Origin of the sequence: Paraglaciecola sp. T6c, assembly GCF_000014225.1 — a bacterium.
Classification (GTDB): domain Bacteria; phylum Pseudomonadota; class Gammaproteobacteria; order Enterobacterales; family Alteromonadaceae; genus Paraglaciecola; species Paraglaciecola atlantica_A.
Genome location: NC_008228.1, coordinates 194118 through 208786 on the forward strand (window position 1 = coordinate 194118; position 14669 = coordinate 208786).

Genomic DNA, 14669 nt, shown 5'->3' on the forward strand with positions numbered 1-14669 from the left:
GGAGCGCAACAATGCAAGTAACCAGAGAATTATTCGATGACGTCATGGTGCCCAACTATGCGCCCTCCGCGATTATTCCAGTGCGCGGTAAAGGCTCTCGCGTGTGGGACCAAAATGACAAAGAGTTTATCGACTTTGCTGGTGGCATTGCGGTGAATTGTTTGGGTCATTGTCACCCTGCTTTAGTGCAAGCTTTAACAGAGCAAGGGCAAAAATTGTGGCATCTTTCTAACGTGATGACTAACGAGCCGGCGCTGCGCCTAGCCCAAAGACTCACGCAATTAACATTCGCTGAAAAAGTGTATTTCGCCAATTCAGGTGCAGAAGCCAACGAAGCTGCACTAAAGCTTGCTCGGCGTTGGGCGTTGGATGTGTATGGGGCTCAAAAATCACAAATTATCTCGTTCAACAAGAGCTTTCACGGGCGTACGTTTTTCACTGTAACGGTGGGCGGCCAAACCGCCTATAGTGATGGTTTTGGCCCTAAGCCAGGCGATATTGCACATGCAGATTACAACGATTTAGCCGGCTTAGAAGCGCTCATTTCTGATAAAACTTGCGCTGTAATGCTAGAGCCGCTGCAAGGTGAAGGGGGTATCATTTCACCTGACGCTGATTTTATAAAAGGCGTTAGGGCGCTATGCGATAAGCACAATGCGCTGATGATTTTTGACGAGGTGCAAACGGGGGTTGGTCGTACGGGGGCTATGTACGCTTATCAAAACTTAGGGGTAACACCAGACATTTTAACCACGGCGAAAGCCCTTGGTGGCGGATTCCCTATTGGGGCCATGCTAACCACGACTGAGATTGCCAAGCATTTGAAAATCGGTACGCACGGCTCAACTTATGGTGGTAACCCACTGGCATGCGCTGTCGCAGAAGCAGTATTAGACGTGGTTAGTCACGACGACGTTTTGCAGGGGGTGGCGAAGCGTGAAACCTTGTTTCGTGAAGGCTTAGAGCGTATCAACGACAAATATCACGTATTCGCTGAAATTCGTGGCAAAGGGTTGTTACTCGGCGCCGCATTAAATGAAAAATATAAAGGCCGAGCAAAAGCATTTTTAGTCGCAGCAGCAGAGCATGGCTTGATGTGCCTAATTGCAGGGGCTGATGTGGTGCGCTTCACTCCGTCTTTGGTGATCCCAGAGCAAGACATTGAATTAGGCTTACAGCGCTTTGAGTTGGCCGTTGCGCAAGTGGTTAAAGGCTAACTAGCATGCTGGTTATTCGCCCTATATGCGCCGCAGATTTTGCGGCATTAAAGCAAATTGCTGTCGAGTCTGGTCACGGCTTTACCTCATTGCCTGATAATGATGAGCTATTACTAAGCAAGATTTCGCGTGCTCAAAAAAGTTTTACTGAACAGGTGACTTCCCCTGGCCAACAAAACTATTTGTTCGTACTCGAAGATACTCAAAGCAAAGAGATTATTGGGGTTACCGGCATTGAAGCCGCAGTTGGACTGAATGCGCCGTTTTATCATTATCACATTGCCAGTCATGTGCACTATTCAGAGCGCTTAGGGGTGAAAAAGGTCGTAGAGACACTTAACTTGTGTAACGACTACACGGGGGCGTCAGAGGTCTGTACCTTGTTTGTGCGCGAAAAGTTCCGCCGTGGTTTCGCCGGACAATTATTGTCTCGGGTACGCTACTTGTTCATGGCGAATCATCCAGAGCGTTTTTCAGATTTAGTTATCGCTGAAATGCGCGGCGTTTCTGATGAAAATGGTCACTCACCTTTTTGGGCATGGTTGGAGCCAAACTTTTTTGGTATCGACTTCCCAACTGCTGACTACCTTGTGGGAATGGGTGATAAATCATTCATCGCAGAATTGATGCCGAAGCACCCAATATATGTGGCGCTATTAAGTAAAGACGCGCAAAACGTGATCGGTCAGGTGCATGAAAAAACGGCGCCGGCACTTCGATTATTGCAAAAAGAAGGCTTTTTTCATCGTGGTTACGTGGACTTATTTGATGCGGGACCAACGGTAGAAGTCGCTCTTAAGAACATTCGTACAGTGCAACAAAGTCAGCTGGCTACTGTGCTGATAACCGATAAAAGCCAGTTACCAACGACGGATTCAGGTGCTCAGAACTACATGCTTTGCAGCACAGATGTGAGCCAGTTTCGCGCCACTATCACACCCTGTATCAGGTATGAAAATGAAAGCAATACGTTGTTAATTAGTGCTGAGATGGCCTCTGAATTAGGCTTAATGAACGCCAGCGATGTGCGCTTTATTGGGCTGTAGCGTAAAGAACTAGGCGCAAAGGTTAAACCGCCTTTGCAAGATATTATATTGAATAGAAAGGTTTTTATTTATGCATACTAACGTGAATACATTATTTGAAAAGCTGTGGGAAAGTTACCTCGCTGTTACCCCTTCAGCGGTTACCGTTCATGACTTGTTTGGCAAAACGCAAGGGCAAGAAGTGATCAACGATCACATCGCATTACGTACTTTCAACTTACCTGGTATTGGACTTGACGCGCTGGCGGCACATTTTGAGGCGTTGGGTTACAAGGCCTGTGGTGAATACCATTTCGTAGGCAAAAAGCTGTACGCTAAACATTTTGAGCACTCAGAAAATCCAGACTTACCCAAAGTCTTTATTTCAGAGCTTTTACTTGAGCAGTGCAGCGAATCACTGCAGCAAACCATTCGAAATCTTGTTTCGAATATGAGCGTTGATGCAGTGACACAAGATAACTTTTTATATTCTGGGCGTCATTGGGACATTGATTACGCGACCTATCAGCAGTTATTGCAAGAATCCGAGTTTGCGGCTTGGGTCGCTGCGTGGGGCTACCGAGCGAATCATTTCACTGTAAGCAATAACCATCTCAGCGAATTTGATTCTATCGAACAAATCAATCAAGCAGTGAAAGCGGCAGGTCTTTCCTTGAATACTGCAGGCGGCGAAATAAAAGGTTCGGTTGAGGTCATGCTAGAGCAATCATCTACCCTGGCAGATAAGCACCCCGTGGCGTTTAGTGATGGGGAGCGAGAGATTCCTAGCTGCTTCTACGAGTTCGCTAAACGTTATCCTAAGCCTGACGGCAAATTATTTACTGGGTTTGTGGCTGAATCAGCAGATAAAATCTTCGAAAGTACTAACGCAAGATAAAATCCGCGGTACGTTTACTTACCTAAAAAAGGGGCCTTAAAGGCCTCTTTTTTTTAGCCGATTGTCTAATTGTTTACGATTCGCAATGTCGCTATTGTCACCTATACTGATGCGAAATTAAGCTACAAATCCTCAACTTAACTTATTGGTATCGCTAATAAATCGTGATTAAGGTAGCGATTTATATTGCTGGTGCTTTATTCTAAATTTTGCTGTAATGGCAGAGCAATGTAACAAGATATGAATTGAACAATGCGAATTAGCTGGCGCGAGTTTATAAAGCAGTACTTTAGCAAGCCATCAAAATTTCACTCGATTGGAATTGAAATGGGCGATGCTGAATTGCACCTTAATGTTATTCAAAAAAAATCTGGTGCCTATCAGTGGGTAGAGCAGCACACTTTGCCTATGCAAGATTGGGCGAAACATTTGCAAGAGTACGTAGCGAACCATAATTTAGCTCGCACCCCTTGTTATATTGCATTGGGGTTAAATAAATATCAGCACTTTCAAGTAGATAGGCCTGAAGTGGAAGAGCAAGAAATTGCTTCCGCTCTCAAATGGCAAATCAAAGAACAGCTCACCAGTACAGATGAGCATGTCTTTGATTACTACGACCACCCAGCAGTAATTGGCGGTAAAAAAAGGGTCAATGTGGTGGCTATTAGCCGCGCTCACATTCACGGGATAATCAAAGGCATTACCCGCGCAGAGTTAAAACTCAATACCATTACCATAGAAGAGTTGGCAACCAGCGAGCTTCTGCCAACGGATGATGATGCTGTTTTGACTTTGTTCCAAGAGAATGGCGGTCAGATAAATTTAAATATCGTCAAACAAGGCAAGTTATTCTTCTCACGGCGTTTGAAAGGCTATGAAAACTTGGCTAGCTTCTCGTTAGAGGAGTTCCAAATGGGGATGGGAGATACCTTGAGTGTTGAAATTCAACGCTCCATGGACTATTTCGAGAGTCAACTGCGTCAAGCCCCCGTGCGCAAGATTGTCGTTCACCTCAATTCATCTATTCAACAAGAGCTGGCGAAGGTCATCCAAGAGCTGACCTTTATGCCTGTCACCGTCATGGCGCTGCCTTTAGCATCGCCCCAGCCAGAGAAAATGGTCAGTTTAGCGAGCTTAGGTGCTGCGTTGTCAGATGTAAAATTGAATACTGAGGCCGCACAATGAAGTCTCGTATTAATCTCTACTTACCCGAATTACACCCTAAACTAGAAGTGTTGACGCTGTCGTTTGTACTGACTGTGTGGGCAATTTTATTCACGATTGTTGGGCTGGTTTACTATCATGACTATAGTCACGGACAAAGTGTAAAAGCGGACTTAATAGCCATTGAAGTGCAAAAGCAGCAGGCAGAGGACCGACTTGCTGAGCTAAACGAAACGTTAGCGAATCGCACGAAAGATCCCAAATTGCTTGCGGCAATTGAGAGTAAGCAGTTAGAAGTGAGTTTAAAACAGCGTGTCATTGATGAGTTATCTGGCCAAGAGCAGTTTAAATCGAACGGTTTTGCAGGTTTGATGTTGGGGCTGGCAGAGCACCATTTGGACGGGCTATGGTTAACTGGAATTCGATTAGATGAGCATCACGTGATGTTGGAAGGAGCGGCAACCGATTCATCGCTTATCCCGCAATGGATGACGCAATTGAGCTTGACAGAGCGCTTAAAAGGTCAAGAGTTCTCTACCACTAAGCTGTATCGCGATCCAAATCAACAGTTGATGTTTACCCTTGGCACTAAAACGACAAGTGACGCACAAGCGGGGGAGCAGCCATGAGCCAAACACTAAAAGAAAGGTATAACACGCTTTTTGCTCAGTTTCTCGCCATTACACAACGCGAACAAATACTGATTCTACTTAGTGGCGTGGTTGTCATTGGTATGGTTGGTTACCTGTTATTTATCGAGCCCGTGAATGAAACAGTTACTCGGGATGAGCAGAATATCGCTTCTATGCGTAATCAAGTGCGCAGCGTTGAAGCACAAATCGAGGTCAGTGAACATGCATTTAGTAATGACCCCAATGAGCAATTGGTGGCCTCGCTAAATAAACTTAAGCAAAGAAGTCTTGATTTAGACACAGACTTGCAACAAGAAACGGTCAATTTGGTGCCGCCTAAACAAATGCCGTTACTACTGGAAAAAGTGTTGGCCGAAAGTCAGGGCGTTACGTTAATCAGCATGCAGTCAATCCCTCCAACGCCCGTGCTTAATATGGGGGAAAAAGGCGGTGATACTGAAAGCGTTGCCAACGAATTAGCAGATATTAATTTGTACCGCCACGGTGTGCTTTTGTCATTAAAGGGCAGTTACTTTGATATTCAACGTTATTTAACGGGCATTGAAAATCTCAGGTGGCAATTTTATTGGAAGCGTTTTAATTACGTGGTCACTGATTATCCGGACGCTTCGGTTGAAGTTGAGCTGTATACCTTAAGTACCAGCAAAGCGTTTATAGGAGTCTGATGTGCATAGAAACCTCAATTTTATGCTAGGTATTTTCGTCGTGACATTGGTTTTTACGAGTGCCGCGTTCGCTCAGGTTTTAGTCGACCCAACTCGCCCATTCGACGCCACTCCCAGCACTTCAGCAAGAGGCGAAATAGCCGATACATTGATACTCAGTGCCATATTTATTAATGGTGATCACAAGCACGCCATTATTAATGGTATGAATGTTAAAGAAGGGCAGGACGTGGCAGGGAAAACACTCATTTCGATCAGCAAAGGTCGCGTTATATTGCGCGGCGCTAAAGGTTCGCAAGAACTTTATGTCAATCACTCTCAATTTATAAAAGATGCAAATGATGGATTTTAAGCTCATTACGCTAAGCGGGTTTCTGCTGGTTTTAGTCGCCTGTCAGGCAAAGCATGATACTCAGCATTATGAAAAATCGCTGGACGCTGCAATTGCCGACACTGAAAAGACAGTTAGCCCTAAAAAGCAAGGTGTACCTGATTTACCTGATGCCGTTCATCAAACATTAATGCCAAGGTCAGAGCAAGCTGATGACGCGCTTTTTGGCGAACCTAAATTTGATATTAATGCTCAGCAAATCGATGCAGTGAGCTTTTTCGCTGGAATCGTAGAAGATACGCCTTTCAGCGTGGCTATTCATCCATCTGTGTCGGGTTTGATTACCTTGAATTTGAAACAGGTCACCTTAGAGCAGATTTTCGATATCGTCACTGAGATATACGGTTACGATGTGCAACGCAGGCAAAATATTTATCGTATTTATCCCTCGGGCATGCGTACAGAAACATTCGCCGTGAATTATTTATTAATGAAACGCGACGGGGCGACGCAAACCAGTATTACCTCTGGCGGCGTCTCACAAGCACAAAACAGCAGCAGTAGTAGCTCAGGCAGTTCGCTGAACAGCTTTAGCGGCAATTCTTCTTCCGGTAGTTCAAATAACTTGAATTCAGGAAGTAATGGTAACGGCACCAGTATTTCTACCAGTACTGAAACCGATTTTTGGACAGATTTGCTAGCATCATTGCAAGTCATGATTGGCGCAGAAGAGGGGCGTAGTGTGATGGTGATGCCCCAAGCCGGGTTGGTCACCGTGCGTGCTATGCCTAGTGAAATACGCTCGGTTAAAGAGTTTTTGGCGATATCAGAAGAACATGTACAGCGCCAAGTTATTTTAGAGGCGCGTATTCTTGAGGTGTCACTGAGCGATGGTTATCAGCAAGGTATCAACTGGACAGAAGTATTAGCTAATAGTGGCAGTACTGACTTTCAATTTTCCACCACTGCAGGCAGCTTAGGGGATGCTATTTCTGCGTCACTGGGGGGCATTACAAGTTTGTCGTTCGTTAATAAAGACTTCAGCGGCGTGCTGAACTTATTACAAACCCAAGGCAATGTGCAGGTTTTGTCTAGCCCTAGGGTCACGGCGATAAACAATCAAAAAGCCGTGATTAAAGTGGGTGATGACGAGTACTTTGTGACTGACGTATCCAGTCAAAGTACCGTAACTGCGGCGACTAGCTCCACCACACCGAATATTGAACTGACACCGTTTTTTTCCGGTATCGCGTTAGACGTAACCCCGCAAATTGATGCACAAGGTGGGGTGCTATTACATGTGCACCCATCTGTGATTGAAACCGAAGAACAAGAGAAGGTTGTGACCTTAAATGAAGAGCAGTTCGTGCTGCCTCTTGCCGCAAGTAACATACGCGAATCAGACACAATTATTCATGCTCGCTCAGGTGAGATAGTCGTTATCGGCGGGTTAATGCAATCAATTATTTCTGAAACAGAGTCAAAGACACCTTTACTAGGTGATATTCCGCTACTGGGTAATTTATTTAAAAACCGCCAAGAAACAGAAACCAAAAAAGAACTGGTTATCTTGCTTCGTCCCACAGTGGTAGGCGCAGACACGTGGCGCCAGCAGTTGATCCGCAGCCGTAATCAAATGGCTGACTGGCTACACGTGGACTAATCGTATGTATTTATACCACTACGGTATAAAGGAATTGCCTTTTACCTTAACCCCTAATACCAGCTATTTCTTTGGCTTGCCTAGCCATAAAGAAGCGATTGAGGTGCTTCTCACTGCCATTAAAACGGGAGAGGGATTTATTAAAGTGACCGGCGAAGTGGGTACGGGCAAAACGTTGATCTGTCGCAAGTTACTTAACGAACTTCCAGAGCACTTCGTCGCGGCATATATTCCGAACCCTTATTTAACGCCAAGTGAATTGCGCCGCTCTGTTGCCGCTGAACTTAATGTGACATTAAGCGAAAACGCAGATCAACAAGAGTTTACTCAGCGTATCCAGCGCCGTTTGATTGAAATTAACCAACAGAATCGCGGAGTCGTTCTTATTATTGATGAGGCTCAGGCATTGCCGGTAGAGAGTATCGAAGCATTGCGTTTAATCACTAATTTAGAAACTGAGTCGCGAAAATTATTGCAGGTAGTGCTGTTTGGTCAACCAGAGCTAGACGACAAACTTGCCCTACCTGAATTGCGCCAGTTAAAACAGCGGGTCACTTTTTCCTATGCGCTTAAGCTTATGAATGCTGACCAGTTGTTCCAGTATGTGCGTCATCGCATGTCTGTTGCCGGATATCGAGGGGGAGATATTTTCTCTAACCGAGCGTGCAAACTATTGTTTAAAGCCAGTAAAGGTACTCCGCGGATCGTGAATGTGTTATGCCACAAAGCGTTGATGTTGGCGTATGGTGAAGGCAAACAACAGGTGGAAATTAAGCACGTGAAATTAGCCATAGCAGACACGGAAGCAGCTTATAAAATGGGCTTCGGTATGGGGAAATTCGTTGTCGTTACCTTACTTGCTATCTGCATCGCACTGGGTGGGTATATGGCGTATCAGAGGTTTACCTTATGAGTGTGGTAAACAAAATGCTGCAAGATCTTGAGGCTAGGCAAACTGGCTCTGACGCGGTCAGCGCGGACTATCAGCCACCGCAGCGCAATACAACAAGATTGGCATGGTTGATTTTATTGATGGTGATTGCGTTGCTCTTCGCCGCTGTGACATTTATGTGGCCGACAGTGACAGATGACGTATCTAGTCAGGACACGTCAAGTAACATGATCAATCCTGCATTAAGGGATATAGCTGTAGTTGAGCCTACTGAGCCTGACACGCCGGCAAAAGGCGGCATGACTTGGCTTGAACCGGCTGATAAGGCAAACATAGATTTATCTGCAGGTCATCAAAAGCAGCTTGAAACAAACTCACAAATGCAAGCGATGCCTAAAATTGACAAGAAGCCAGAGTCGCAAGTTGCTCAGCTGCAAAGTGATGAATCAGCTCAGTCTAGTCCAGTCGCTATCGATCCTAAAAGTGCCATGAGTCCTCCCTACGCTGCTGCAGAAAAAGTGATACCGCCTAAAGCGACATTTAGTAAGAAAGCCAATCGTGCTCAAAATGCGCAGGCCGGATTAAAACAATCTATTAATCAAGCCTTGCGAGATGGCAAAACATTGATCGCCATCGAAGGATTGCAACAGTTGCTAAGCCAAGAGCCTGATAATCTGCGCATTCGCAAGAAGTTAGCGTCCCTGTTGTTTGCTGAAAATCGCATGTTAGAAGCACAAGCCTTGCTCAGCGAAGGGCTAGCAGACGCCCCCGAGCTTCACGATTTACGCTTAATGCTCGCCAGATTATTTGCTCAACAAAACCAACAAGCGAAAGCGTTAACCCTATTGTTGGAAGTCTCGCCCTCTTTAGTACTGCACAGTGATTACTATGCTTACAGGGGAGCGTTAGCACAACAGACTCAAAACTATGCTCAAGCACAACAAGATTATCAAAGACTCGTCAATGCTGAGCCACGCAAGGCTAAATGGTGGTTAGGATTAGGCATCGCCCAGGACAGCGCAGGTGAAAATAAACAAGCGTTAATGAGTTATCAAAAAGCAGATGACGAGCAACAGTTGTCACCGCAAGTGATTACGTTTGTACGTCAACGATTGAAAGAATTGGTTGGAATAGAATGAAGCCTAAAGCCAAAATTCGCTTAGGCGATCTTCTTGTACAAGAAGGGATTATTAGCGAAGAACAATTGATGCAGACTCTTTCTGCACAAAAGCAAAGTGGCCGTAAATTAGGTTACATGCTTATTGAACTTGGCTTTATGACCGAGAATCAGTTGCTTACCTTTTTATCTCAGCATTTGGGTGTGCCATTAATTGATGTAACCCAATATCGGGTGTCGGTAGAAGCGGTATTGCTACTGCCAGAGGTTCAGGCTCGACGTTACAGAGCGTTAGTGCTTGACGATAAAGGGGATCATTTACTGGTCGGTATGAGTGACCCCGCTGATTTGGCCGCTCTTGATATTTTATCTGGTGTGTTACCCAAACCTGTTAAAGTCGCTGTTGTTAGTGACGCGCAATTGTTCCAAGCGTACGATCGTTTCTACCGTCGTACGGAAGATATCGCTTCTTTCGCCCAAGAGTTAGCGGAAGAATACCAAGATGATGAAGAGTTTGATTTCGATACAGGCGTCGACAATGAGCAAGACACTGCCGTAGCCCGTTTACTGCAATCGATTTTTGAAGATGCACTACAAACCAAAGCCTCAGATATCCATATCGAACCGGACAGCGAGATGTTACGTATTCGCTTAAGGGTGGATGGCGTACTGCAAGAAAACATCATCAAGGAAAAGAACATAGCCTCAGCCTTAGTATTAAGGTTGAAGCTAATGTCTGGGCTCGATATTTCAGAGAAACGCCTTCCACAGGATGGGCGGACGAATATGCGTATCAAAGGCCACTCCATCGATGTACGGGTCTCTACTATGCCAGTACAGAATGGTGAATCAGTGGTGATGCGATTGCTTGATCAGTCAGCCGGTGTGCTTTCTCTCGAGCAAACCGGTATGCCAGCCGCCTTACTAAAACGCTTTCGAGTGTTATTGAGACGCCCCCACGGTATGATTTTGGTTACGGGACCCACAGGCTCTGGTAAAACAACCACGCTTTACGGTGCGTTAAGTGAGTTAAATCAGCCTTCTGCTAAAATTATCACAGTAGAAGACCCCGTCGAGTACCGCTTACCACGCATCAATCAAGTGCAGACCAATAGTAAGATTGGCTTGAATTTCTCCAATGTTTTACGCACAACACTAAGGCAAGATCCTGACATCATCATGGTCGGGGAAATGCGAGACCAAGAAACGGCGGAAATTGGTCTTCGAGGCGCTTTGACGGGTCACTTAGTGTTATCAACCTTGCATACCAATGATGCTATCAGCAGTGCGGTACGTCTACTTGATATGGGAGCCCCAGGGTATTTAGTGGCGAGTTCTTTGCGCGCTGTTATCGCCCAGCGCTTGGTGCGTAAAGTGTGTGAAAGCTGCAGTGAGGCATACCAACCCACACGCGAAGAATCCTTGTGGCTGAAAAGTATCGACTCTCAAGTGGTTAATGTGACGTTTCGCCGCGGCCGTGGCTGTCAAACCTGCAACAATACAGGCTATCGCGGCCGAGTAGGTGTGTTTGAGTTATTAGAAATGACAGAGAGCATGATGAATGCATTGAAAACCAATGACTCTGTTCAGTTTGGCCAAGCTGCACTTCACAGCCCTGGCTTCGTGCCTTTGGCAAAAGTTGCATTAACGTATGCCAAAATGGGGATAACCACCGTCGATGAAGTATTGAAACTGATTGAAATGGTGGCTGATGAACAAGCACGAGAGCCAGGGCTAGAAGAAAACGCTGAACTTGTTGAAATGACAGAGACTCAATCCAGCCAAGCTGCCTCGCATGAGGGGAATGCAGAGTCTGGCGCATCGCCCACTTCAGCGGCTCGCTCTGAGAATAATAAACCGACTCCATCAAGTGGTGAGTTCTCTTTCGAGCTAGAGCCTCGCGACGATGGCCCAGGCGGTAACAATGGCTAATTTCACCTACAAAGCGCGTAACGCGAGTGGTGAACTGGCCTCAGGTAGCCTAGAAGCGAGTGATGCTTCTAGTGTGGCGCAAATTTTACTTGGCCGAAAATTCACTCCAATTGAAATAAAAGAAGTGAGTGATTCTGCTAACGTGACTCTGAATTTATCCATATTCGCCCCGAACATAAAGCTCGAAGATTTGGTTATTTTCTCGCGTCAAATGTATTCGCTGACCAAATCTGGCATTCCGATAATTCGTTCAGTTAAGGGCTTGGCAGAGACCTCGAACAGCGAACGCATGACAAAAATTTTGAATGATGTGTGTGATCAATTAGAGCGAGGGCGCACGCTATCTTCGGCCCTGCATCGGCATAATAAAGTTTTCGGTCAGTTATTTGTTAGCATTGTGCACGTTGGGGAAAATACCGGTAGGCTGGATGAAGCCTTTCTTCAATTGTCAGACTATATGGAGCGCGAACAGGAAACTAGAAAACAAATCAAAGCGGCTACACGTTACCCAACATTTGTGATTTTGGCTGTCGTCGCTGCTTTAATCATTATGAATATATTTGTGATACCGGTCTTCGCCAATATGTTCTCTAGCTTTGGCGCTGAACTGCCGTTAATGACTCGCGTTTTATTAGCTACATCAGATTTTTTTATTACAAAGTGGCTGCATATGCTCATCTGCATTGGCCTAGCGATCTTTTTAGTCTTTAAATATATCAACACCCCAAAAGGCCGCTTTAATTGGGATCGCGCCAAGTTACGTTTACCCATTGTTGGGGGCATATTTGAGCGCACTTTACTCAGTCGTTTTGCCCGTAGTTTTTCTATGATGTTGCGCTCCGGGGTTCCATTAACCACTGCCCTAAATTTGGTTGCAGATGCCGTCAGCAATGCCTTCATGGCTGATAGGATCGTGAAAATGCGCAAAAACATCGAAAAAGGTGAAAGCCTTTCACGGGTAGCAAGCTCAAGTAAGATGTTTACGCCTTTGGTGCTACAGATGATCAATGTAGGTGAAGAAACAGGCCGAGTAGATGAACTGCTAGGCGAAGCGGCCGAGTTTTACGAACGCGAAGTGGATTACGATTTGAAGAGCCTGACCTCTAAAATCGAGCCTATTCTTATTATGGTCGTTGCCGCTATGGTGCTGGTACTGGCCTTGGGCATCTTTACACCAATGTGGAACATGATGGGAGCGATCCAAGGTTAAGCTATGCGTAGAAATGAAGCCTCTGATGAACGAGAACGTAGCCTCTTTAGCAATTTGATTGTAGTGGTCGTGTTCACCTCACTTATTCTGGGGTTTATCGTTTATTTTAATGACAGCAGTCCAAGTATTCGTAAGGTAGCGCTGCAGAACTTAGTCGAGCAGTTCACTAAGAGTACCTTGAACGCGCATTGGCAGTGGCAAAATGAGGGCAGACCCAGCAGTATTTTGTTGATTGAATACGATACTCAGGGCAATGAAACAGGCAGACACCCACTGTCGATGAGCCACCTAGGTTGGCCAAAGCTAGAACCAACCAGTGAGGGATGTGCTGCTTTATGGCGAGACGTACTGGATACAGAATTAGAAGTTGAAGGGTTCAAAATGTACGCTGAATTTTATGATGGTGTGCAAATTAACAATAATGCTCTGTCTTCAATCTGTCGATATAGATTATCAACAGGGCCTTATTTTGAGTACAAAGTGTATACGGGACAGGTTTCCAAAATTATAAGTTAACCTAATGGATAAAAAATATGACGAAATTAGCTAGATCACAATACCAAACCTTTGCTAAAGGCGGCGTTCAGCGTCAGCGAGGGTTTACTTTAATTGAATTGGTCATAGTCGTAGTTATTTTAGGTTTGTTAGCTGCTACCGCTTTGCCGCGCTTACTTGATGTGACGGAAGAGGCTGAAGATGCCACGGTCGAGGGGGTAGCGGGTGGCTATGCAACGGGTGTTGGCTTAGTGCGAGCTCAGTGGGAAATTGAAGGGCGGCCGAAGGAAAACTTTGCCACTAATCTAAGTTTTGTGACCATCGACGATATTCGTATTGGCGTTGATCAGGATACTGGATATCCGACAGGACAACTTGATACTGACAGCAGTACTGAAGATACACAGATAAGCTTGTTAGATTGTGAGAGTATTTTTAACTTAATCATGCAAAGCGCGCCAACAATTTCATCTGATTGGAATGAACGTCCGTTTGATGATCACCGTTATTTTACTCGCCAAAGCGAAGGAAATGGCTCTGGGGGAAATGATCTTTGTTATTATTATTTAACCCAAACGATAAAAAACGATACCAATGAGCCTGTTGACAATACTGCTGGCAATGGTTTTATATACGATCCCCGTATCGGGCAAGTGATTGTTTTTAGTAACAATTAGTCAATTATTTGACACGCTACCATTTGCTAATGGCCTGTGCCTGCTCGAGTGGTTAAAATAAAAAAAGTTTAGAATTTCAAATTCAGCAAGTGGGAGAAACATTATGCAAAGCAGCAAACAACAGGGTGGTTTTACTCTAATAGAATTAATTATTGTTATCGTTATTTTAGGTATTTTGGCGGTAACCGCTGCACCTAAATTTCTCGATATTCAAGGTGACGCTCGCGCTTCAGTTGTGAGCGGAATGGAAGGTGCAATGAAATCAGCAAGCGACATTATTCACGCTAAGTCGTTGCTAAATGGGACTAATTCATCCGCCGCGGCGACAATTACACTTGCGAATACTCAAACAATTCAGACTGACTACGGTTATGCACGGCATGACTGGGAAGATGCGTGGGATGAAATGTTGGATGCCACCGTTACTGTTCGCACGAGTGGCTCATGCGTGACCGAGTTTTGCGTTGATGAGTCACAGGATATAGGCACTGATCTTACTGCCGATGGTTTCGCTACGCTACCGAATCAAAGTACTGTCGCTTTGATTGTTTATCCCAATGGAACAACTAACGCGGGTGCCTGTTATGCTTATTATATTCATGATGAAGCAGCAACAGCCGAGGGGGCTGAGCCTGTTATCGGAAGCATTACCACCGGTTGTTAAGCATAACGAGTCGAAGCTGCTGGGTAGGTATTCCTTAGCTCAGTATTTGGTCTCCGGCGTTACCGT

General features: G+C 45.3%; 15 protein-coding genes. All 15 read left to right on the plus strand.

All coding sequences use genetic code 11. The annotated features are described in order from the left end of the window. The first annotated feature begins 11 nt into the window (after window positions 1–11). The 15 genes from PATL_RS00845 to PATL_RS00915 all read left to right on the plus strand — a co-directional run bounded on the left by PATL_RS00845 (window position 12) and on the right by PATL_RS00915 (window position 14603). A complete protein-coding gene (locus PATL_RS00845; RefSeq protein ID WP_011573101.1) occupies window positions 12–1217 on the plus strand; it encodes an aspartate aminotransferase family protein in 1206 nt (401 codons plus the stop codon). Window positions 1218–1222: 5 nt separating this feature from the next. Continuing rightward, window positions 1223–2263, plus strand: coding sequence for an arginine N-succinyltransferase (gene astA, locus PATL_RS00850; protein ID WP_011573102.1), 1041 nt, complete (start codon window positions 1223–1225; stop codon window positions 2261–2263). A 70-nt stretch (window positions 2264–2333) separates the two neighbouring features. Next, window positions 2334–3140, plus strand: a complete 807-nt coding sequence (locus tag PATL_RS00855; RefSeq protein WP_011573103.1) for a DUF1338 domain-containing protein — start codon at window positions 2334–2336, stop codon at window positions 3138–3140. A gap of 327 nt (window positions 3141–3467) precedes the next feature. Next, the gene (gene pilM / locus PATL_RS00860) at window positions 3468–4325 is read left to right on the plus strand and encodes a type IV pilus biogenesis protein PilM (RefSeq protein ID WP_232283276.1); all 858 of its coding nucleotides are present in this window, start codon (window positions 3468–3470) and stop codon (window positions 4323–4325) included. Continuing rightward, window positions 4322–4933, plus strand: a complete 612-nt coding sequence (locus PATL_RS00865; RefSeq protein WP_011573105.1) for a PilN domain-containing protein — start codon at window positions 4322–4324, stop codon at window positions 4931–4933. The genes pilM and PATL_RS00865 overlap by 4 nt, the downstream gene beginning before the upstream one ends. After that, window positions 4930–5622 (plus strand): type II secretion system protein GspM, encoded by a 693-nt coding sequence (gspM, locus tag PATL_RS00870; protein WP_011573106.1) that lies wholly within the window; start codon window positions 4930–4932, stop codon window positions 5620–5622. The genes PATL_RS00865 and gspM overlap by 4 nt, the downstream gene beginning before the upstream one ends. 1 nt (window position 5623) lies before the next feature. After that, window positions 5624–5974 (plus strand): hypothetical protein, encoded by a 351-nt coding sequence (locus PATL_RS00875; RefSeq protein WP_011573107.1) that lies wholly within the window; start codon window positions 5624–5626, stop codon window positions 5972–5974. Beyond that, complete coding sequence (mshL, locus tag PATL_RS00880; RefSeq protein ID WP_011573108.1) at window positions 5964–7616, plus strand: pilus (MSHA type) biogenesis protein MshL; 1653 nt, start codon at window positions 5964–5966, stop codon at window positions 7614–7616. The genes PATL_RS00875 and mshL overlap by 11 nt, the downstream gene beginning before the upstream one ends. A gap of 4 nt (window positions 7617–7620) precedes the next feature. Then, entirely contained in the window at window positions 7621–8529 is a 909-nt protein-coding gene (locus PATL_RS00885; protein ID WP_011573109.1) for an ExeA family protein, read from the plus strand. Further along, window positions 8526–9647: a tetratricopeptide repeat protein gene (locus tag PATL_RS00890; protein WP_011573110.1), complete on the plus strand. Its 1122-nt coding sequence runs from the start codon at window positions 8526–8528 to the stop codon at window positions 9645–9647. The genes PATL_RS00885 and PATL_RS00890 overlap by 4 nt, the downstream gene beginning before the upstream one ends. After that, window positions 9644–11557: a GspE/PulE family protein gene (locus tag PATL_RS00895; RefSeq protein ID WP_011573111.1), complete on the plus strand. Its 1914-nt coding sequence runs from the start codon at window positions 9644–9646 to the stop codon at window positions 11555–11557. The genes PATL_RS00890 and PATL_RS00895 overlap by 4 nt, the downstream gene beginning before the upstream one ends. Beyond that, entirely contained in the window at window positions 11550–12767 is a 1218-nt protein-coding gene (locus PATL_RS00900; RefSeq protein WP_011573112.1) for a type II secretion system F family protein, read from the plus strand. The genes PATL_RS00895 and PATL_RS00900 overlap by 8 nt, the downstream gene beginning before the upstream one ends. 3 nt (window positions 12768–12770) lie before the next feature. After that, complete coding sequence (locus tag PATL_RS00905) at window positions 12771–13283, plus strand: hypothetical protein (protein ID WP_011573113.1); 513 nt, start codon at window positions 12771–12773, stop codon at window positions 13281–13283. A 17-nt stretch (window positions 13284–13300) separates the two neighbouring features. Continuing rightward, window positions 13301–13939 carry a type II secretion system protein gene (locus tag PATL_RS00910; RefSeq protein WP_011573114.1) on the plus strand — a complete coding sequence of 213 codons (639 nt, stop codon included), beginning with the start codon at window positions 13301–13303 and terminating at the stop codon, window positions 13937–13939. 103 nt (window positions 13940–14042) lie between these two features. Then, window positions 14043–14603 carry a prepilin-type N-terminal cleavage/methylation domain-containing protein gene (locus PATL_RS00915; protein WP_011573115.1) on the plus strand — a complete coding sequence of 187 codons (561 nt, stop codon included), beginning with the start codon at window positions 14043–14045 and terminating at the stop codon, window positions 14601–14603. The last annotated feature ends 66 nt before the right edge of the window (window positions 14604–14669 follow it).

What these genes read in the sequence shown, in the direction of transcription:
- PATL_RS00845 (WP_011573101.1), top strand. Translation starts at nt 12, where the DNA reads ATGCAAGTAACCAGAGAATTATTCGATGACGTCATGGTGCCCAACTAT.
- astA (WP_011573102.1), top strand. Translation starts at nt 1,223, where the DNA reads ATGCTGGTTATTCGCCCTATATGCGCCGCAGATTTTGCGGCATTAAAG.
- PATL_RS00855 (WP_011573103.1), top strand. Translation starts at nt 2,334, where the DNA reads ATGCATACTAACGTGAATACATTATTTGAAAAGCTGTGGGAAAGTTAC.
- pilM (WP_232283276.1), top strand. Translation starts at nt 3,468, where the DNA reads ATGGGCGATGCTGAATTGCACCTTAATGTTATTCAAAAAAAATCTGGT.
- PATL_RS00865 (WP_011573105.1), top strand. Translation starts at nt 4,322, where the DNA reads ATGAAGTCTCGTATTAATCTCTACTTACCCGAATTACACCCTAAACTA.
- gspM (WP_011573106.1), top strand. Translation starts at nt 4,930, where the DNA reads ATGAGCCAAACACTAAAAGAAAGGTATAACACGCTTTTTGCTCAGTTT.
- mshL (WP_011573108.1), top strand. Translation starts at nt 5,964, where the DNA reads ATGGATTTTAAGCTCATTACGCTAAGCGGGTTTCTGCTGGTTTTAGTC.
- PATL_RS00885 (WP_011573109.1), top strand. Translation starts at nt 7,621, where the DNA reads ATGTATTTATACCACTACGGTATAAAGGAATTGCCTTTTACCTTAACC.
- PATL_RS00890 (WP_011573110.1), top strand. Translation starts at nt 8,526, where the DNA reads ATGAGTGTGGTAAACAAAATGCTGCAAGATCTTGAGGCTAGGCAAACT.
- PATL_RS00895 (WP_011573111.1), top strand. Translation starts at nt 9,644, where the DNA reads ATGAAGCCTAAAGCCAAAATTCGCTTAGGCGATCTTCTTGTACAAGAA.
- PATL_RS00900 (WP_011573112.1), top strand. Translation starts at nt 11,550, where the DNA reads ATGGCTAATTTCACCTACAAAGCGCGTAACGCGAGTGGTGAACTGGCC.
- PATL_RS00905 (WP_011573113.1), top strand. Translation starts at nt 12,771, where the DNA reads ATGCGTAGAAATGAAGCCTCTGATGAACGAGAACGTAGCCTCTTTAGC.
- PATL_RS00910 (WP_011573114.1), top strand. Translation starts at nt 13,301, where the DNA reads ATGACGAAATTAGCTAGATCACAATACCAAACCTTTGCTAAAGGCGGC.
- PATL_RS00915 (WP_011573115.1), top strand. Translation starts at nt 14,043, where the DNA reads ATGCAAAGCAGCAAACAACAGGGTGGTTTTACTCTAATAGAATTAATT.